Consider the following 18,288-nt stretch of genomic DNA (forward strand, 5'->3'; position numbering starts at 1 on the left):
GCCCCCGCAGCCATCCCCCCGCTGAGGGGTGCAGTGGATGGTGGCCAGCAGAGGTCGCCCGGACCGGAACTCAGGCCGCTGCGGCGCGGAACGTCCTGGGGCTCAGGCCCTTGTGGCGTTTGAACGCGGCGCTGAAGCCGAACGCGTCGGCATAGCCGACCGACCTTCCGATCTGGGCGATGCTGAGATCGGTGTCGGTCAGGAGCGCCGCGGCCTCGTCCATGCGGCATTCGGTGAGGTAGGCGAGAGGCGGGCGGCCCATCAGCTTGGTGAAGCGCTTGGCGAACAGCGCCCGGGAGACGCCGGCTCGAGTGGCCAGCGACGCCACTGTCCAGGCCTCGGCGGGCCGGTCATGGAAGGCCTCCAGGGCGGGGGCGAGGACCGGGTCGGAGAGACCCCGGTACCAGCTGGGCGCGTCGGCGCCGGCCCGGTCGAACCAGTTGCGCAACGTGCACACCAGGGCCCAGTCGAGGAGCCGGTCCATCAACGCCTGTGAACCGGCCGAGAGTTGGGCGGCATCGGCGGCGGCCGTCTCCAGCCAGGCACATACCTCGACGTCCTCCTTGATCACCAGGACGGGCGGCAGGGCACGCAGGAGCCGCTCGTGCCGATGGCCCGAGGCGCGGTAGGCGCCCACGATGAGCGCGGTCGCCTCCTCCGCATCGGTGCCCCAGTGGATACCGTCGAGTTCTTGGGCGGTGCACTCGGCGTCCTTGGTGAAGCAGGCGATCTCGTACGCGGCATGGGAGCTGTGGACAGTGGTGGGATGGTCCGCGAGATGGAACGGTGCAGGGCCGCTCACGATGGCGGTATCGCCCACGCCGACCGCTCTCTCGGTGCCGTCGGGCAACATCAGAGTGCCCCCGCCGCGCAGCACGCTGATCATGGTGAGCGGTGCGTCGTCGGCGAAGCGGATGGTCCAAGGGGCCGTCAATACGGCGTGACTGACGACCGAACCCTCGGCCCGGATGCCGCTCAGTAACGAACTCAAAGGATCCACGGAACGCATCGTAGACGATCTCCTATGTTCCGAAGCGCTTCTCCCATGGATCATCTACGTCACCGCGGCTGTACTGGTTTCACCGAATCGACCGAGACCAGCCGGGAGACACACCGTGCAGCAGCACAACAGCCATGCCAGGACAGCCCTCGTGGTCGTCGCCCACCACCGCACCGATTCCCTCACCGCGCACACGGCCCGCCGCGCTGCCGCCCGGCTCGAAGCCGCCGGGTACCGCATTGACCTGCTCGACCTGCACGCCGAGGGGTTCGACCCGCGGATGACCACGTCGGACCAGCCGGACTGGGGCAACAGGGAAAAGCCGTATTCGGACGAAGTGCACGCCCATATGCAGCGCATCCTCGACGCCGATGTCATCGTCGCCGTCTTCCCGGTGTACTGGCAGAGCGTGCCCGCCATCCTCAAGGGCTGGATCGACCGCGTATGGAACTACGGGTTCGCCTACGGCCGCAGCAAGCCCCGCCTCGCCGGCAAGCGCATGCTGTGGCTGGGCCTGGCCGGCGCCACTGGCGACGATCCCGTCGTGGAGGGGATGCAAACCGTCCTCGAAGCCAATCTGAGCGAAGGCATCGCCTCCTACTGCGGCTTGTCCCACTCCACCGTCGCCCTGCTCACCGACGCGGAGGAACGCCCGCAGCGCGTCGACGCCGAAGGCAACCTCCTGGTCGGCGAAGCGGTCACTGGCGCTGAGCGAGAGGCGCAGTACGCCGATCTCGACCGGCGCGCGAAGGAGTTCGTGGACACGTTCGTCGCCGAGGAACTCGTGGCGGCCTAAACGCCAGGGAGCCGCCGGCCCGTACGCCCCCGGCTCCCCGGCCCGTATCCGTCCGTCCGCCCTCGCCTGTCCCGCGCCGTGTGAGGGTGCGTCAGGGCACGCCGAGGCCATGGAAGTACATCGCTCAATCGGGCACGGCCTGGACCGCCAGTTGCAGGGCGGCCCAGGCCCGGACGGACGTGGCCGACGGCGTCGGCCCAGTACATCGGCCTGCTCCTCCGGGGCGTTCCCGACCCACGAACCCGTCGGCCGGTCAGCTCAGGGCGTCGCCCCAGCCGCTTTGGACCATGGTCTGGAAGGCCCAGGTTCCCCCTCGCCGTACGAGGATGTCGGCGTACCGCAGTTGCCGCTTCTCCTCACCGGCAGTCATGGTCGAGTCGGTGAACACCACGGCCATCGACGGGCTCAGAAAGACCGGGGTGCGGGTCGACTCGAAGGAGATCACCTCGCCGCCTCCTTCGCTCATGACCTGGCTCATGGTGTCGATGAACTGTTGGCGGGTCCACTGAGTGGTGCGGCCGTCGCCCTTGGAGTCATCACTGACCAGGTTGAGCGGGAAGACTGCCATGTCGGCCATGCGGCCGATGTCGCGCCGGGCGCCGGCCGAGTCGTACGCGGCGAACCAGGCGTCCAGGCTCGCGCGGTCCTCGGCGGACGGGGTATAGCCGGTGTCGGGCAGTACGGTCACGGGTCCCCCTTGTGCAGGTTGCTGACTTTCGTTGACCGTATGCCCTGAGAGTCAAGTAGTCAAACTTGATTAGCTTCGTGGTGCCAGCCCCCACGCCCGCGTCCGCAGGTCGGCAGACGCGTGAGCACGGCCTGAAGTACGGCGGCAACCCGGGCGCGGGCGCCGCCCCGCCCGCGCGGTGCTGGCCGCGAGGACTCCGGCGGCGGTCCGCGGCCGGTCGGCCGCACCACCCCGCTGCCCGCCGACGCGCCGTCGCGCCGTCGCGAACACCTACCGGACTCTCGTCGAACACCGGCAGTGCGGGATCACTTGGTGTCGAGGCCAGCGATCAGGCGGTTGAGGAACCGGACGAAGGTGGCTTCGGGGGTGAGGGGGCGCCCGGGGGCGGAGAGGGCTTCGGCAAGTTCCGGGTGGTGTCCGTCCGCGGCGACGGCGGCGAGGTAGCGGGCTTCGGCTGCAGCCCGCTCAGGGGACTGCGCGGCTGTGGCCTGCGCGATTTCGTGGGCGACGTGCCCGGCCACGAATGCGGTGAGCTGGGCGAAGATCTCCAGCTTCGCCCTGCCGTCCAGTCCAGTGGGCCGCAGGGCGGCGAGCGCGTGCTCCAGGAAGGCCAGGATGTTGGGACCGGGGATGCGCCGGGTGGACAGGGCTGCGGGCAGCCAGGGGTGTCGCAGCATCTGGGTGCGCTGGAGGTGGGCGATGGCTTTCAGGTCGGCGCGCCAGTCGCCGGTGAGCGTGTTCGTGATCGGCAGTTCGCCGCTGACATGGTCGACCATCAGGTGCAGCAGTGTCTCTTTGTCCGGGGCATAGCTGTACAGCGACATGACGCCGGCTCCGACCTGTGCGGCGACCTTCCTCATGGTGACCGCTTCGAGACCCTCGGCGTCCGCCAAGGCAACGGCTGCCGCGGTGATCGTCTCTCGGCTGTAGCCGGGCTTCCGACCCCTGCGCGGCCGACCGGAGGTCAGCCAGAGCTGTTGCGGGTCGAGGCTTGGGGCATCGCCCCCTCCGTCGCGGGGCATGACCATGCTCCTTCCTTGATCGATGGCCCTTGTGGGCCACAGTCAAGCATCCTTTATTCTCGTACAACGTACGAGAATAGCGAGGGGAACGATGACATCACGCGTGCACGGTTCCGCGTCGAGGCCGCCCTGGGCTCCGCCTTCCGGTAGGCCGCCCCTGGCCTCACGGTTGATGAGGGCGACCTGGCGCGGCCTCCCAGCCAAACGGCACGATGTCGGGTGGGAGCCGGGGCTGCTGGTGCCGGCCGCCGACGGCAGCTCGCTGATCGCGGACCACTACTTTCCGCGTGCCGAGGGCGACTTCCCCACCCTCCTGGTGCGCTCGCCGTACGGCAGAGGCCTGCCGTGGTCCCCTATGTACGGCCTGCTCTTCGCCGAACAGGGCTTCCACGTACTCCTGCAGAGCTGCCGCGGCACCGGCGGCTCCGGGGGTGCGTTCGACCTGTGGCGCAACGAGGCCGCCGACGGCCAGGCCTCGGTGTCCTGGCTGCGCGAGCAACCCTGGTTCGACGGGACACTGGGCACCGTCGGCCCCAGTTATCTGGGCTACGTGCAATGGGCCCTCGCCGAGGACCCGCCACCGGAGCTGAAGGCAATGGTGGTGCAGGTGGGCCTGCACGATCCCTACGCCCTGTTCCATGCGCACGGTGCGCTACGCCTGGAGACCGCACTCGCCGTCGCCGTCGGCATGACCTACCAGCACCAGGGGATGGGGCCGTTCCTGAGGGCGACACTGCGCCTGCAACGACGCCTGCGTGATGTCACCACCGCGCAGCCGCTGCGCGGGGCGTACGCGTCAGCCCTGGGGGGCGAAGTGCCGTGGCTGGACGACGTGATGACACACCCGGACGCCGAGGACGCGTACTGGCGGGGCGCGTCCCTGGCGCGGGTGGCGGGGCGGCTCGGCGTGCCCACGAGTCTGATCACCGGATGGCATGACGCGCTGGCCGATCAGACCTTCGAGCAGTACGACCGGCTACGTCTGGCCGGATGCGAGACCAGCCTGCTTGTCGGCCCCTGGACCCACACCTCCGCCCTGCAACAGGGGTGGCCCGAGGTGTTCGCCGAAAGCCTCACCTGGCTGCGCGCTCACCTGCACGCCGACCCCTCCGGCGTTCGTCCCACAAGGGTGCGCGTGCACATCGGCGGCGAAAACGCCTGGCGGGACCTCGACGACTGGCCACCGACCAGGGCCGTCGGCCCCTGGTTTCCCACCGCGCAGGGGCATCTGACCCGGCAGGCTCCCACGGACTCGGCACCACTGGCGTCGTTCCGCTACGACCCCGACGACCCCACCCCGTCTCTCGGCGGCCCTGTGCTCTCCCGTACCGCCGGACCTCGCGACAACAGCAGCTTGGAGGCTCGGGAAGACGTCCTGACGTTCACCAGCCCCCCGCTGACCGAGCCCGTGGACATCCTCGGACCGGTCTCGGCGCGGTTGAGCATCTCCACGGACACCGGTCATGGCGACGTCTTCACCCGTCTGTGCGACGTCGACACGCGGGGCCGCTCCGTCAACATCTGTGACGGGCTGGGCCGTCTGCGGACGGACGGGCACGAGCCGTCGCAGATCACCGTGCCGATGAGCTCAACCGCCCACAGATTTGCCGTCGGTCACCGCATACGCTGGCAGATCAGCGGGGGCGCCCATCCGCGTTACGCCCGCAATCCCGGCAACGGGGTGTCGCCGGTGGACACCACTTCCTTCACACCGGTGCGCATCACGCTCCACACCGACTCGGCGCTGATGCTTCCGATCCACGACCCCGGTTCCGGGCTCGGCCCCCCGGTGAACGGCTGACCAGCCGGACCCGAGGGTCCAGCTCATTCCTCGGCGCAGGCCTCGTCGTCCAGGCGGACCGCCTCCGCGCTGCGCGAGGCGGCCAGGCCGCCGCCAACCGGGGTGGAGGGACACGGTGCGGCGGCCCGGAGAGCACGGCGGCGTCGAGGACCGGGCCGAGCGTGCCGAGTTGGTCCTCCTGGCCCGCCGGTACGCCTGCATGGTCCGCCCGCGCTCTACCCAACCACACTGGACGACGAGTCTGTGGTACGGGACGCCGCCGGGCGCCTCGCATGCGAACGGCTGCGGGACCGGCTCGCGCGGCGCGGCACGGCACCCATGCGGCCCGAACCACGGGCCAGTGGCCGGCACACTTCGTCACGTTCGCTCTGCTGCGGCTGTCCGGGAGCGACACGACCACGTGGCCGCGCCGGCGGCGCGGGGCGGTGCTGGAGTCAGCGGTGCCGAGCGCGCGCGGCCGGGGCGCGTCACACAGTTGGGCTTTCCCGGGAAGCGGGCCGACGTGGGCCTCACCGTCGCGCTGTCCGGCTGAGCCGCCACCCTCTGCCCTCGAACGGCGCCCCGAGCTGCTTCGCCCGCTTGGTCATGTGCCGGACGCCGAGGCGGCGTCCGCCCGAATGTGTGCTTCGGGCACGGTGCACGGTGGGCCGGCAGCCATCGGGGAGACGATCAGGCGGCGTAGAACATGGCGACGACGCAGGCGATGAGGCCAGTAATGAATACGAACGCAGCCGTCACCCCCCAGGCCCTGTCATTCGACAGTCGAGCCCGTCCATAGCCCAGCGTGGCGAGCCCGCCGACGAAGGGAAGCGCGGCGGCCATGAGCATGACGGACCCCGCTGCGGCGGACGTGGTGTGCGTGGGAGTGGAGTCGGTCAGGAGCTGCTGCGCGCCGTTGAGCGCCAGCGGTAGGACGGCCAGGAGCGCCGGGAAGGCTGAAGCGGTCAGCATGGCGACGATGACCAGTGCTCCGCGTACCTTCCGAGGGGGGAAGGAGTTGATCATGTTTGTCCTCCTAACGGACCGGTCAGAAGGTGGAGGCGGGCCAAGGGACGTCGGTGGCGACTGGCGCTGTGTAGTCGATGCCGGGGACGGAGAATCCGTAGAGGCGTCGGACCTCGGCGCGGAACCAGTCGAGGTCGGCCAGGTCGGCGACGGTCGCCGTGGTGGCGGTCTCCCAGCGTTCTGCGACGGCCGCCTGCACGTCGTCGGCCAGTTCGAAGGCGTCCAGCCGGATGCGGCCTTCGTCGTCCAGGACGAGCGGGGCGGCGCCGGTGAGCTGGTCCCACAAGGTGGCGAGCTGGCGGATCGGCGGGACGAGGCCCTCTCCGAGGACGCCGCGCAACAGGCCGGTGTACAGGGCGATGCCGGGGATCGCGGTGGAGGACTGGGTGACGGCGGCGCCGTTGACGGAGGTCACGGCCAGCCCGCCCACGGTCTTGTCGAGGCGCTCGTTCAGGGTGCGGGCGGTGGCCTCCAAATGGGCTTTGGCCGCGCCGATGGTGCCCTGCCGGTAGATCGCCGCCGTCAGGGACGAGCCGATGTAGGACAGCGCGGCGGTGGCGAACCCGTCGGCAAGCAGCCCTCGCGCGGCGAGGTGCTCGATCCAGCGCTCCCAGTCCGCACCACCCATCACGGCGACGGTCTGCTCCACGTCGTCGCCCTCGGCGGGTTCGGTCTCCACCTCGCGGACCTCAGCAACGCCTTCATCGTCGAAGATGAGGGTCTTGGTGCGGTTCGCCCGGCCGATCGGCTTGAGAACCGATGCGTAGGTGGTATTGGTGTCGGGGTCGGTGCGCCGGGGCGCGGCCACCGAGTAGATCAGGTAGTCGAGTCGGCCCCCGAAACGCTGCTCGATGAGGTCGGCGACCTGCTCCTTCATCGAGTCGGAGAACGCGTCGCCGTTGAGGAAGACCATGTCCCGCCCGGCGCTGCGGGCGATGTCGGCGGTGGCCGCGGTGCGGTACCAGCCGGCCGTCGCGGTACGCCGCACGGTGGGGGCTTTCTCGAAGGACACCGCGATACCGCGGATACCGGCGCGCTTGAGTCCGGCAAGCGTGGCGGCGAGGCCGTATCCCGCGGAGGAGCCGATGACCAGCGCGACCGGCCCGTCGTCGACAGGCACGCCGGCGGGTGCCGGGCATGCCCGCCACATGTCGTCCACCAGCTTCCGGCAGCCCGCCGGGTGGGAGTCGAGGAAGAGGAAGCCCCGGTTGCGGGGGGTGAGAACACGCTCGCTCACGATGACAGTCCTTGGGTCGGTCGGGGCACGGACGTGGTGACCGGCCCGGCCGACCACGCCCTGCAAGTCTGCGCAGACTTCCCCGTACTCGGCGGCCCCGCCAGGAACAACGATCATGAGCCTGTATTGGAGTGTTCCACCACTTCCGGCTCAGCAAGACGCAGCCGCCGCAGTGGGCGGGCCGGCCGTGCCGGTGCCGCTGTAGGCACAGCATCTGCTGCCGCCGCCCAAGGAAGCTCAGCGGGACGGATCGGCGGATCGCGGGTACGGCCTGGGCGTGTTGGCGGGCGCCCGCCCCGGGGCGCCCGCCCTCGGCGCGGGCGACCAGCGCGACGGTGACCGGTCGGCCAGCCACGGAATGGGCACGGAGCGACCGCACGATGGCAGGACAGCGACACGGCGGCGAGACCCGGCAGGGCAGCGGCACGGCCGGTGGCCGCACCACTGGCCCCGCCCTTTCCGGATGGCCGCCCGGTCAGTAGAGCTTGTTGACAGCCGTGCTCGTGGTCTTCTTGAAGGCGGCGACGGGCGCGTTCCCGAAGTCGCCCATCTGCCTCCACTCCACGACGGTGACGGTCCTGTCGTCGCGCCCGACCGACAGCAGGGCGATGTCGGTGGCACCCCAGGACGTCTCGGTGTGCAGGCCACGGACGCGGGCGCCCTCCTCGACCGGCAGCGTGCCGTAGTCCCGGCCCTCGGCCTCGACGTCGGGCGAGGACTTCTCGATACGGTCGGCGCAGGTGCGGATCAGGTCGTCGTAGTGCTTCGCCAGGGCCTTGGCCTGGGCGGCTGTGCCCGTCACGACGGTCAGCTGCACTGCGCTGGTGTCCAGGTCGGTCCGGAACGTCCGGTGCCGGTAGTCGTAGGCGGGCACGCCCTCCGTGCTCACGCAGAGGCCGAGTTCCTCCGGGAACCCGTCGGTGACCGGCCCGGCGGTCCAGGACGACGTCGGGTGCGGCGGCAACTGGGACGCCGACAGGAACGTGGGCGCGGCGGCCTTCGGCGCGGCGCCGGCGGCCGGTGCCGTGAGGACCGTGCCCGCTGCGAGGGCGGCGACGCCGAGTGCGGTGAGAGCGCTCGTTCGGATGCGCATGGACATGGGTGTTCCCCCGTGGATGAGTGCGTGGACGTGGACGCCGCGGCGAGGCCGGCTGGTCGGCCCGGGCCTGGGCGGTGCGGCACCAAGAGCATCAGCGATCACAGCGGCCGGGCGCAACAGCCGACGGCCGATCGGGCGGGGTGGAACCGTCCCAGCCCCTCTGACGTGCAGGTACATGAGGTGCCTGGGATGCCGTCCCGGGCCGGGTGGGGTCGTACGAGGACGGGGGAAGCCGTGGCGGTACGGGACGACGGCGACGGCATCGACGAGGTGGCGGAGTTCGCGGCGCTGCTGCGGGCGCTGAAGGAGCGAACGGACCGCAGCTATGGCTCGCTGGCCCGCCGTCTGGGTATGAACACCTCGACGCTGCACCGCTACTGTGCGGGTGACGCGGTGCCGGTCGACTTCGCCCCCGTGGAGCGCTTCGCGGCCCTGTGCGGGGCGACTGCGGAACACCGCCTGGAACTCCACCGCCGTTGGCTCCTGGCAGCGGCGGCCCGCCGTCGGCCTCTTACGGCGGGGGCGGCGGAGAGCGCGCCCGACGCCATGGCGGCGGGAGCCGTGAACGACGCGGCGAACGGACCGGACACAGCGGTGGAGGGCATCGCCGAACCGGACACGGCGCCGAAGGCCACCGGCGGTCCGGTCGCCGCAGCGGACCCTGCGCCCGGACCGCCCGGCGCGCCCGCGCCGGCGCCGGCGCCCCCGCGCCGCCCCTGGCACCGCCGTAGACCTCTCGTGGTCGGACTGGCCTCCGTCTGCGCCGTACTCGCGATGCTCGGGGCCTTGTTCGTGCTGCCGGACGGGCGGCGGGCGTCCGCCGACGGTCCTTCCCCGGCCGCCGGTCCGGCGGCGCCCGGTACGGCCAAGGCCAGGCACCCGAAGCGACGGGATGCCTCACCCAGCCCGAGCCAGGCCCCCGCCTCCGAGCGGCCTTCGGGCTCGGCCACCCCGAAGAGGAAGCCGGACACCTCTCGCCCGCCCGGCGCGACCTCCACCCCGCCCCGCGGTGCACAGCCTGCCGGGCTGCCGCTCACCTGGTCCGTCACCTCCCACACGTGGAAGCTCGGTTGCGGTCACGACTACGTCATCGCCAAGCCGCCGAGCCAGGTCCCCCCTCCCCCGGCCCCGCAGGACGCGGCGCCCTGGGCGGCGACACAAGGCGCGGTGGACGGCGGCGAAACGCTCGTGCATCTGTCGGTGCAGGGGCGCAGCGACACAGCCGTCGTACTGGAGGCGCTGCGTGTGCGCGTGGTCGGCCGTAAGGCGCCGGCCGAGGGCAACGCCTACGCCATGGATCAGGGCTGCGGCGGCTCGATCACTCCCCGGTACTTCGCCGTGGACCTGGACAAGGACCGCCCCCTCGCCCGCGCGGTCGCCGGGAACGATGCCGGCACGCCGATCCCGGCCGTACGCATGCCCTACCGCGTCTCGGCGAAGGAACCCGAGGTCCTGCTGGTCACGGCCGGGACCAGCTCGTGCGACTGCCGCTGGTACCTGGAGCTGGACTGGTCCTCCCAGGGCCGCAAGGGCACGGTGCGCATCGACGACGACGGCCGTCCGTTCCGCACCAGCGCCATCGAGGGCCTGCCCCAGTACACGTACGACACCCTGGGACGCCGATGGGAGCCCAGCAGCTAAGGACGGGCCACGTCGGGGAAGGGAGGCCCTCGGACGTGCACGCGGGCCAGAAGGTGAGCACCTACGCGCAGACGCGGATCGGAGCGGCGTTTCAGGCGGTTTGAGGGGTCCAGGTCTGCGCTGAGGGATGGTCGGCCGCCTCCTGGGGGACCTGCGCACAAGGCGTATAGCCGGACAGGAAGAGGGAGGTGGTCGAGTTGTTCCAGTCCAGGTCGAACTTGTCGCCTGTCGACGGATCTTCGAAGCGGAAGCCGTACTCGACGTGGTCCTTGATCCGGCGGTTGCCGTCGTGGGTGAGGGTCCAGCCGGCGGAGGTGAACTCCCGGCGCAAGCGGGCTTCCGTGGCACGGGCGACGTCGTCCGGGATGCCTTCGACCGTCCAGGTGAGGCTGAAGGTGACAACGTCGGGGACCGTTTCGTCGATCGTGAAGCCGCCCGCGTAGCAGCTGTGCTGGGGCTCAACGGGTCGGGGACCGACCGCCTTGTGGGGCGGCAGGGCCATGCCGTCGTACGCCCACTGCGCGCGGTCCCTGAGACGCTGGGCCAGCTTCGCCGGGTCGCCGGCAGGGTAATCCCGCTCCAGTACGGAACAGCCCGTGGTCGTCAGGGCGGCCAGCAGCAGGGCCAGGAGCGCGGCGATCTTCCTCATGGGGTCGACGGTACGAACGAGGCGACGCCGCCCGCATGAGTACGGGTACTCAACGCCCCCCGTATGAGCGGCGCGAGGCCTGACGCCGACGCGAGCTGCCGGCGGAGGAGTCGCCCGATCGGGATCGGACCGGCGGTACGGCTCCAGTGCGCCTTCAGGAGGACGGCGGCGTGGCGGCTCTCTGTTCCGGGGCCGTGGCCACGGTGGCCGCCGGGCCGCCGCGTAGCCCGGGTGCCAGCAGCAAGGTCACGGCGAGCGAGGCCGCCGCCGTCACCACCATCCCGGTGGCGGGTGACGTCAGTTCGGCCACGGACCCGGCCACCGCCGCCCCGGCCCCCTGCATGGTGAGCATCCCGGAGCTGTGCAGGCCGAGTGCCTGCCCGCTCAGTGCGTCGGGCGTCAGTGCCATCAGCCGTTCCTGGAGCAGCAGCCCCGCCGCGTATCCGAAGGTGGCGACGGTGACCAGCACCAGGGCGATCGACAATCCGGGGCCGATCGAGAAGAGCAGGTACGGAGCGGCCAGCAGGACGCACAACGGGACGGGCAGCCGCTCCCTCCAGCGGGCCGGCAGATAGCGGCCCGCGACGACGTCCCCGACCAGCATCCCCACGGCCCCGCAGGCGAAGAGGAGGCCCGCGTCGTCGGGCGCGTACGGGACGTACAGCGACTCCACCCCGACGATCAGACCGTTCGGCACCCACAGCGCGAGGTAGACGTACCGCCGGGGCGCCAGCGACCACAGCCGTGCGTGCGTGCGCCAGGTCTCGGCGATCGACGCCCTCCCGGCACCCCGGGGTGACCGGCTGCTCAGCCCGCAGCCCGCCACCACGGCGGCCACCACGTACAGGACGGCGGACAGGAGCAGCGTGCCGCGCGCCGAGATCATCGGCACCAGCGCGCCGCCGAGCGCGAAGCCGCAGATCTGGATGACCCCGACCGACATGTTGAGGACGGAGCGCCCCAGAAGATATCCGTCCCGGGTCAGGATGTCGTTGAGCAGCCCGTATCCGACCCCGCCGCTGACCGACCCGGCGACGCCGAGCGCCAGCAGTACCGCGAACACGGCCCACACGGGCAGGCCGGGTATGGCCTGCACGGCCACGCCCATTCCGAAGAGGAGGCCGAGGACCGTCATGGCGGCGCGCGGTGGCAGCCGGTCCGCTGCGGACAGTACGGTGGCCGCCCCCACCGCCTGGGCGAAGGCGGTACCGAACATGGCAAGGGAGGACAGCAGCGCCGAGCCCGTCCGCTCGTAGACCAGGATGCCGAGGGCCGGCCCGCCGATCGTCTGGGCCGTGGTCTGCCCGGCCGAGGCGAGGAAGAGGGGGGTGAATTCGCTGGTACGGAACAATTCTCGATACGCGCGCATGGCGGAGAGCGTCTCCGACATGGGGCAGCGGTCGTAATCCTTCGCGGGGAGGCGAAACCAATGAGCTGGTGGCGGGTCGATTCGGACACTCTCGCCGGGAGCCGTTTCGTCATCTCTCCGCTGGCCGAGACGCTCGCCGGCCTGAAGACCCTGCACCACGGCCGCGCCGCCCACCTCGGGGAGCACCAGTGGCTCGCCGCTCACCTGTCCCGCTACCGGGACCGCCTCGCCGGTGATCCGGTGACGGCAATTCTGGTCAGGGCCGCGCTGCGACGCCGTTGGAACGCGACCTTCCTCACCCCCGCCCCGGCGGGCGACGGCGGTCGCACGTTCCCCGAGGAGCTGGAACAGGTCCGCAGCGCCCCGCCCGCGGCGGTCCGCGCCGACCTGGAGGAGTCGCTCAACGGCCCGTTGCCGGAGCTGCTGCGCCGCGACGACCTGGCCCAGCGGGCCGCGGGCCTGTTGGAGTGGGTCTGGTCGGAGACCGTCGAGCCCTCGTGGCCACGCCGCCTCGGGATCATGGAGGCCGATATCGTCGCCCGTACCGCCCGGCTCGGGCGGCACGGCTGGGCCGCCGCTCTGAACGAGATGCGCCCGGACATGCGCTGGCTCGGGGGCGACCGTCTGCGAACCACTGTCTGCGACGGCCCGCCGCTGGAACTCTTCCGGGGGCGGCTGATGTTCGTCCCGGTCACCCTGAGCCAGAGCTGGCTGTGCTGGGACGTCCCGTCCGCCGACGATCGGTGCTCGCGTTCCGTGCGGCGGTACGCGGTCGTCTACCCGTGCTCAGGGGTTCTGGCCGGCGACGGCCTCCGCGCGGCACCGAGGGCTCTGGCCGCCCTTCTCGGGACCGCCCGAGCGGAACTCCTCACCCTGCTCGACACCCCGAAGTCCACCACCCAGCTGCTGGCTCTCACCGGCCTGCCTCTGGGTTCGGTCGGCCGGCACCTGCGGATCCTGCGTGAGGCTCGTCTGGCTCAGCGCCGGCGCGCCGGCCGCTCGGTCCTCTACTTCCGCACCGCGGCAGGTCAGGGCCTGGTGGCAGCACAGTCCTCCGAGTGCGGTGGTCTGTGACGGCAGGGCCCCGCACCGTACGGTCGCGGAGGTGCACAGCCCGCAGGTTCCCCGACGGTCGCGGACGGCCGCCGCCCTCGACGGGGTGCCCGCGGATTCGGGCGACCGTGTCCGGCATGTCCGGCCGCATACGGGACGACTTGGGCGAGCGGGCCCGGCCCCCGGTCCCGGGGCAGCGCGCCGTTCACGCTGGACCGCGGTGGTCGAGCCCGTGCCGCCTTCCCTCAGTGGGAGAAGTGCCAGTGCGGCACGTCGGGTGTCATGGACAGGGCGCGCTGCCACATGCCCTGGGCCTGTTCGGCGGGGCGCTGCTGCTCTCCGTGCAGGGCGTTGAGGACGAGCAGACCGCCGGTCAGCGCCGGGACGGCCCACTGCATGAAGGTCAGGTGTTGCTGGGCCTTGTCGGTGTCGATGGGGTGCTTGGCGGCCTTGTGGGCGTCCTCCGGGTCGGCAGAGGAGGCGAGTTCGATCTTCTTGCCCAGCACGCGGCTGTAGGCGGTGGCCGCGAGTGCGGCTCCGGTCAGGACGGTCTTGGCGAGGGTGGAGGCGGCCACGCCCTGCTGGGCGGCCACGCGGGGCGCGTTCACCGCGAGCAAGCCGCCCGAGCCGAAAAGGTGGGCGGCGATCGCCGCGGCGTTGACCGGTGTCCACTTGCCCCAGCCGGAACTGGCGATACGCGCCGTCGTCGCCCAGGTTCCGCCCTCGTCGCGGGCGGCGCCGTTCAATCCGACCGCGCCCATCAGGGAGCCGCCGAACCAGGCGGCCAGCCCCACATCGTGCAATCCACGCAGCATCGTATGACGGTCGGACACGCTGTCTCCTCGGCTGTCGTCCACGCGTCGGCAATGGCGGCCGACGCCTTGCCCACCGTCGCCCAGAGCGTGGGGGCGGGCCATCGCAACTGCTGCGAATGGAGGACAAGGGGACGCGGGAGGCGTCACGCCAGTGGGCGGCGATCGCCCGGCGACGCCGGTGTCGGCCGTCAGTCCGGCGGGGCCGATGTCGGCACGGTGCAGACGTCGGCGATCGCCCGTGTGTCCCCGTAGAAGGGGCGGACCTCGGTGATCCGCCCGTCCTTGACCGTGATCGTTTGCAGGATCGGGAAGCCGAGTTCACGGCCGGTCGCCCGAGCGCGGGCATGGACCTGTGTGAGTACGACCGAGGTCTCGCCGGTGGCGAGAAACTCCTGCTTCACCATGTCGAACGACTCCCACACCTCCCCCATCCGCGAGGAGCGGTTCCGCACGGTCGTCGTGGCGCCTTGGCGGGGAATCCGGCGGTGCCCCGGACCGGGGTGGCTGCCGGCCTCCGCACGAGGACATCGCTCACCTGCCCGTCAGGAAAGGGAGGTCATGCGTCGGGGCTGTGGCCGGGTCCGGAGCCAGTACGAGCGGATGGCGACGACCAGGGCCGTCCCGTGGACGGCGAACGCTGTCATGCCGACCCAGGTCACCAGCAGCGCGTCGCTCGAGGAAGGGAAGTCGCCGCGCCGCATCGTGACCACGCCGGCCGAGGACAGGGCGGCATAGGCGACTCCGAACACCCCGTACGGAGCCGGGGTGGCAGCACCGATCGCAGCCGGAGCCAGGGGAAGCCGGCGGGGCACACGCCGACCCCGCAGCCACGGCGTCCAGCGGGGGAAGACCTGGCCCCACGGGCGTACCAGGCCCCACAGCAACACACCGAGCGCTGCCGGCAGCACGGTGGCGTCCAGGCCCCACGACTCCAGGTAGAACAGCGGCCGCCCGCCCAGTGCGCCGGCCAGGCCGAAGCACGCGTACACCACCGCCCACGCCATCGCGGCCCGGCCCACCCAGCGCGGCCACTGTTGCCACCCCCGGCGCCAAGGCTCCCTCGACGTCTCTGTCGCACCGTCCATGCACCGAACATCGCACTGATCTCGGCGCACCCACATCGGCCTCCCGGTTGATCCGCCTCCCCTGGTCGGGTGAGCAACGGGTGACGCCGTCGGAAGGCGGCCGCCTCCGTCGTCGGTACCGCGCGAGCGGCCCACCGGCGGCGGATCAGGCGGTGGGCCAGGCGGTGAACCGCGATGCCGGCGCCTTGCGGGGGTGTACTACCGCCGATGTGTGGCGGCGGGTTGGGGTGAGGCCGTGTCCGCGCGCACCGCCGGGTCCTTGCGGGGCCGGCCGTGGTAGCGGGAGATGGCCACCCCGGTCAGGCAGAGCAAGCCGCCCAGCAGGCTCAGCCAGGCCGGGACCTCGCCCAGGAGGATCCAGCTCAGCAGCACGACGATGGCCGGTACGGCGTAGGTGGTCGCGCCGAGTTTCCCGGCCGGCGTCCGTGCGAGAGCGTAGGTCCAGGTGGTGAAGGCCAGGGCGGTGGGGACCACGCCCAGGTAGACCATGTTGAGGGTGGCGGAGAGCGGGGCCCGGGGGATTTCCGCGACCAGTTGACCGGTGAACGGCAGGCACGCCACGGTCCCGGTGAGGCAACTGAACGTGGTGATCTGCAGCGGGGTCCCGTAGGAAAGGGCGGGTTTCTGCGCGATGACCCCTGTCGCGTATGCCACCGCCGCGAGCAGGCACAGTGCTACCCCGAGCACCGACGTCGAGCCGTCTCCTCCTGCCGACATCGACAGGCCGACGACCACGGCGCCGACGAAGGAGATCGCTGTGCCCATCAGCAGCCGCGGCGGCAGGGCCTCGCCGAGCAGGCGCGCGGCGAGGAGCGCCATGAGGATCGGCCCGGTATTGACGAGCAAGGAAGCCGTGCCCGCGTCGACGAGGCGTTCGCCCCAGTTCAGCGCCACCATGTAGCCGGCGAACCATACGAGTCCGGAAATCAGGATGCCCCTTCGGGCGCCGCGCGGAGGCAGGCCTTCACGGCGCAGGAGGAGCAGCGTCACAAGGACGAGCGAGGCGGCGAGCAGCCTGCCGAGGGCAAGTGCCCCTGGGGAGTAGGCGGCTGCGGCGCTGCGGATGGAGACGAAGGCGGAGGCCCAGGCGAACACGGTGAAGCAGACGGCGCCGCCGGTGAGCAGGCCGGGCGGAAGGGCACGCGGTGGGGTCTTCATGCCTCCTGACCTTACCTCCCCACACTTCGGCATGCACCGAAATATTGTCGAGGGCTGGAATGGTGGTCAGCACTGCCGGAAGGCCTCTAGCGCCATGACTGCGCGGTGAGGCCCAGGAGTTCACCGAAGGCCTTCTCCCCCTCCGGCGTCACCAGCAGGGCCCGTCCACCGCCTTCCGGGCGTACGACCCACGCTTGCTCCAGGGCCCGTGCGCACAGCCTCGCCCCGGCCAGGCCGCCCAGGTGGCGCCGGCGCTCCGTCCAGTCCAGGCAGGAACTCGCCTGTGGTCGGCGCCCCGCACCTCTCACGTCGATGCCCGCCTCCTCGCACCAGTGGAGCCCCGCTTCCGTCAGTGCGAACACGCCCTCCGTGCGCAGCAGACCCCGGTGCTCCATCGCGTCCGTCACCGCCATACCGAGCCGCCCGGCGAAGTGGTCGTAGCACGTGCGGGCCCGCACCATCGGGTCCGGTGCGGCGACCACCGGCACGGCGTGCGCCGCGTCACGGCCCGGGACGGCGTGGGTGGCCAGTTCGTCCACCACACGGGCGGTGGCGGCATCGGCGATGCGCACGTACGCGTGCCGCCCCTGCCGCTCCATCACACAGATGTCCGCGTCGAGGAGCCGGGTCAGGTGCCCGCTGATGGTGGAGGGGGCGACCCCGGTGGCGCGGGCCAGTTCGCCTGCCGTCCAGGCACGTCCTTCCAGCAGGCACATGCAGATGGCGGCTCGCGTCTCGTCGGCCAGGGCGGCGGCGAAGGAGGCCAGCTTCGCGGCGGGGGCCGGAGCGTCCGCCGGTCTGGGAGGAGGTACCTGATCCATGACTCCAGGATGCCCCATCACTTCGGCAGGCGCCGAAACGCATCGCCGAGGAGTGCCCATCCGGGCGGCGGCAGGCCGGGCGGGCCCGGGCAGAGTGCCTTCGTCGGCCGAGGCGGGGCGCGCGGTCAGCCTCTAGGGGGTGGCGGTGACGGTGTCGGCGAAGGCGCGGGCGAGCGGGGAGAGGGCGTCCCAGCGGCGTACGGCCCAGCCCACCGACAGCTTCGGCAGGTCGGGAATGGGCAGGAGGCGCAGAGGGTGGGGGCCGTCCCGGTCCTGCCGGCCGGGCAGGGCGGGCACGATGGCGTGGCCGAGGCCGAGTTCGGCCAGCAGGATGGCCGTGTCCCAGTCGGCGACGCTGGTGTCGGACGTGACGTGGATGCCCAGTCTCGCGAAGGCGGTGTCGAGATGGGCGCGGGAGGAGGAGTTCTCCGGCAGCCGGATGTGCCTGATGTGGGCGAGATCGGCGACCTGGACGTGGGACCGGTCGGCGAGGGGGTCGTCGGACCGTACGGCGAGGACCCACGGCAACTCGGTGACGGGGCGCTGCTCGATGCCGCGGACCGGGCGGCCGAGGGTGATCCAGGCGAGGTCCACGGTGTTGGAGGCCAGTGCGGCGAAGCAATCGTGGCTGGAGGTCTCCGTGCGGAACTCCAGGGTCACCTTGGGGTGCCGGCTCCGGAAGGCCACGACGGCTTCGGCCATGAAGTGGCGCACCGTCGTGGCACCGGTCGTCACCCGTACCGAACCGGCTTCCCCGCGTGCGAGTTCCCCCACGCTCCGCAGGGCCGAGTCCAGGCCGGCGATGCCGTCCGCCGCAGCCGCCTGCAGCACCCGCCCTGCCGGCGTGGGGGCCACTCCACGGGGATGGCGTTCGAGGAGGCGTATGCCGGTCTCCTTCTCCAGCCGTTTCACATGCTGGCTGACTGCCGACTGGGTGCAGCCCAGGTCCCGGGCCACGGCGCTCAGGTTGCCGGCCCGGCACACCGCGACGAACACACGCAGATCATCAAGAGTCACAGGGGCCCAAGTTATCGCTTGGGTAAGGGCAA

General features: G+C 71.5%; 17 protein-coding genes and 1 pseudogene. 4 read left to right on the forward strand and 14 right to left on the reverse strand.

All coding sequences use genetic code 11. From position 1 onward, the window contains the following. Positions 1-70: 70 nt before the first annotated feature. Positions 71-1,000 (reverse strand): AraC family transcriptional regulator, encoded by a 930-nt coding sequence (locus tag ACZ7LK_RS11085; RefSeq protein WP_469462888.1) that lies wholly within the window; start codon positions 998-1,000, stop codon positions 71-73. Between the two features lie 115 nt (positions 1,001-1,115). On the opposite strand from ACZ7LK_RS11085, the gene ACZ7LK_RS11090 reads away from it, so the two are divergent. Continuing rightward, positions 1,116-1,796: an NAD(P)H oxidoreductase gene (locus ACZ7LK_RS11090; protein WP_471139756.1), complete on the forward strand. Its 681-nt coding sequence runs from the start codon at positions 1,116-1,118 to the stop codon at positions 1,794-1,796. Positions 1,797-2,049: 253 nt separating this feature from the next. On the opposite strand, the gene ACZ7LK_RS11095 is transcribed toward ACZ7LK_RS11090, so the two are convergent. Both ACZ7LK_RS11095 and ACZ7LK_RS11100 read right to left on the reverse strand, forming a co-directional pair. Beyond that, positions 2,050-2,484 (reverse strand): nuclear transport factor 2 family protein, encoded by a 435-nt coding sequence (locus ACZ7LK_RS11095; protein ID WP_471139758.1) that lies wholly within the window; start codon positions 2,482-2,484, stop codon positions 2,050-2,052. A gap of 305 nt (positions 2,485-2,789) precedes the next feature. Beyond that, entirely contained in the window at positions 2,790-3,506 is a 717-nt protein-coding gene (locus ACZ7LK_RS11100; RefSeq protein WP_471139761.1) for a TetR/AcrR family transcriptional regulator C-terminal domain-containing protein, read from the reverse strand. Between the two features lie 172 nt (positions 3,507-3,678). On the opposite strand from ACZ7LK_RS11100, the gene ACZ7LK_RS11105 reads away from it, so the two are divergent. Next, a complete protein-coding gene (locus ACZ7LK_RS11105) occupies positions 3,679-5,307 on the forward strand; it encodes a CocE/NonD family hydrolase (protein WP_392273163.1) in 1,629 nt (542 codons plus the stop codon). A gap of 669 nt (positions 5,308-5,976) precedes the next feature. Here the strand turns inward: ACZ7LK_RS11105 and ACZ7LK_RS11110 are convergent. From ACZ7LK_RS11110 to ACZ7LK_RS11120, 3 genes are all read right to left on the reverse strand, one after another. After that, positions 5,977-6,312, reverse strand: coding sequence for a hypothetical protein (locus ACZ7LK_RS11110; protein WP_392273162.1), 336 nt, complete (start codon positions 6,310-6,312; stop codon positions 5,977-5,979). Between the two features lie 22 nt (positions 6,313-6,334). After that, positions 6,335-7,549 carry an enoyl-[acyl-carrier-protein] reductase FabV gene (fabV, locus tag ACZ7LK_RS11115; protein WP_392273161.1) on the reverse strand — a complete coding sequence of 405 codons (1,215 nt, stop codon included), beginning with the start codon at positions 7,547-7,549 and terminating at the stop codon, positions 6,335-6,337. 475 nt (positions 7,550-8,024) lie between these two features. Continuing rightward, positions 8,025-8,648, reverse strand: a complete 624-nt coding sequence (locus tag ACZ7LK_RS11120) for a hypothetical protein (RefSeq protein ID WP_392273160.1) — start codon at positions 8,646-8,648, stop codon at positions 8,025-8,027. A gap of 189 nt (positions 8,649-8,837) precedes the next feature. Between ACZ7LK_RS11120 and ACZ7LK_RS11125 the strand changes: the two genes are divergently transcribed. After that, positions 8,838-10,289, forward strand: coding sequence for a helix-turn-helix domain-containing protein (locus ACZ7LK_RS11125; RefSeq protein ID WP_471139766.1), 1,452 nt, complete (start codon positions 8,838-8,840; stop codon positions 10,287-10,289). Between the two features lie 91 nt (positions 10,290-10,380). On the opposite strand, the gene ACZ7LK_RS11130 is transcribed toward ACZ7LK_RS11125, so the two are convergent. After that, a complete protein-coding gene (locus ACZ7LK_RS11130) occupies positions 10,381-10,938 on the reverse strand; it encodes a hypothetical protein (RefSeq protein WP_392273158.1) in 558 nt (185 codons plus the stop codon). Between the two features lie 154 nt (positions 10,939-11,092). Beyond that, positions 11,093-12,307, reverse strand: coding sequence for an MFS transporter (locus ACZ7LK_RS11135; RefSeq protein ID WP_471140611.1), 1,215 nt, complete (start codon positions 12,305-12,307; stop codon positions 11,093-11,095). Positions 12,308-12,367: 60 nt separating this feature from the next. On the opposite strand from ACZ7LK_RS11135, the gene ACZ7LK_RS11140 reads away from it, so the two are divergent. Further along, positions 12,368-13,381, forward strand: a complete 1,014-nt coding sequence (locus ACZ7LK_RS11140; protein WP_471139769.1) for a helix-turn-helix domain-containing protein — start codon at positions 12,368-12,370, stop codon at positions 13,379-13,381. Positions 13,382-13,605: 224 nt separating this feature from the next. Here the strand turns inward: ACZ7LK_RS11140 and ACZ7LK_RS11145 are convergent, their stop codons facing one another. From ACZ7LK_RS11145 to ACZ7LK_RS11170, 6 genes and pseudogenes are all read right to left on the reverse strand, one after another. Further along, positions 13,606-14,193: a hypothetical protein gene (locus tag ACZ7LK_RS11145; RefSeq protein WP_471139772.1), complete on the reverse strand. Its 588-nt coding sequence runs from the start codon at positions 14,191-14,193 to the stop codon at positions 13,606-13,608. A gap of 170 nt (positions 14,194-14,363) precedes the next feature. Next, positions 14,364-14,606 (reverse strand): annotated as a pseudogene (locus tag ACZ7LK_RS11150) (nuclear transport factor 2 family protein); the annotation flags it as partial. A gap of 111 nt (positions 14,607-14,717) precedes the next feature. Beyond that, the gene (locus ACZ7LK_RS11155) at positions 14,718-15,260 is read right to left on the reverse strand and encodes a hypothetical protein (protein WP_471139775.1); all 543 of its coding nucleotides are present in this window, start codon (positions 15,258-15,260) and stop codon (positions 14,718-14,720) included. A 198-nt stretch (positions 15,261-15,458) separates the two neighbouring features. Beyond that, the gene (locus ACZ7LK_RS11160) at positions 15,459-16,418 is read right to left on the reverse strand and encodes a DMT family transporter (RefSeq protein ID WP_392273151.1); all 960 of its coding nucleotides are present in this window, start codon (positions 16,416-16,418) and stop codon (positions 15,459-15,461) included. A gap of 86 nt (positions 16,419-16,504) precedes the next feature. Beyond that, the gene (locus ACZ7LK_RS11165) at positions 16,505-17,239 is read right to left on the reverse strand and encodes an ArsR/SmtB family transcription factor (RefSeq protein ID WP_471139778.1); all 735 of its coding nucleotides are present in this window, start codon (positions 17,237-17,239) and stop codon (positions 16,505-16,507) included. A gap of 132 nt (positions 17,240-17,371) precedes the next feature. Further along, complete coding sequence (locus ACZ7LK_RS11170) at positions 17,372-18,256, reverse strand: LysR family transcriptional regulator (protein WP_471139780.1); 885 nt, start codon at positions 18,254-18,256, stop codon at positions 17,372-17,374. Positions 18,257-18,288: the final 32 nt, after the last annotated feature.

It is taken from the genome of Streptomyces sp. NPDC039423 (assembly GCF_055598725.1).

What these genes read in the sequence shown, in the direction of transcription:
- ACZ7LK_RS11140 (WP_471139769.1), top strand. Translation starts at nt 12,368, where the DNA reads ATGAGCTGGTGGCGGGTCGATTCGGACACTCTCGCCGGGAGCCGTTTC.
- ACZ7LK_RS11125 (WP_471139766.1), top strand. Translation starts at nt 8,838, where the DNA reads ATGCCGTCCCGGGCCGGGTGGGGTCGTACGAGGACGGGGGAAGCCGTG.
- ACZ7LK_RS11160 (WP_392273151.1), bottom strand. Translation starts at nt 16,418, where the DNA reads ATGAAGACCCCACCGCGTGCCCTTCCGCCCGGCCTGCTCACCGGCGGC.
- ACZ7LK_RS11100 (WP_471139761.1), bottom strand. Translation starts at nt 3,506, where the DNA reads ATGCCCCGCGACGGAGGGGGCGATGCCCCAAGCCTCGACCCGCAACAG.
- ACZ7LK_RS11105 (WP_392273163.1), top strand. Translation starts at nt 3,679, where the DNA reads ATGAGGGCGACCTGGCGCGGCCTCCCAGCCAAACGGCACGATGTCGGG.
- ACZ7LK_RS11135 (WP_471140611.1), bottom strand. Translation starts at nt 12,307, where the DNA reads ATGCGCGCGTATCGAGAATTGTTCCGTACCAGCGAATTCACCCCCCTC.
- ACZ7LK_RS11110 (WP_392273162.1), bottom strand. Translation starts at nt 6,312, where the DNA reads ATGATCAACTCCTTCCCCCCTCGGAAGGTACGCGGAGCACTGGTCATC.
- ACZ7LK_RS11165 (WP_471139778.1), bottom strand. Translation starts at nt 17,239, where the DNA reads ATGGATCAGGTACCTCCTCCCAGACCGGCGGACGCTCCGGCCCCCGCC.
- ACZ7LK_RS11155 (WP_471139775.1), bottom strand. Translation starts at nt 15,260, where the DNA reads ATGGACGGTGCGACAGAGACGTCGAGGGAGCCTTGGCGCCGGGGGTGG.
- ACZ7LK_RS11130 (WP_392273158.1), bottom strand. Translation starts at nt 10,938, where the DNA reads ATGAGGAAGATCGCCGCGCTCCTGGCCCTGCTGCTGGCCGCCCTGACG.
- ACZ7LK_RS11120 (WP_392273160.1), bottom strand. Translation starts at nt 8,648, where the DNA reads ATGTCCATGCGCATCCGAACGAGCGCTCTCACCGCACTCGGCGTCGCC.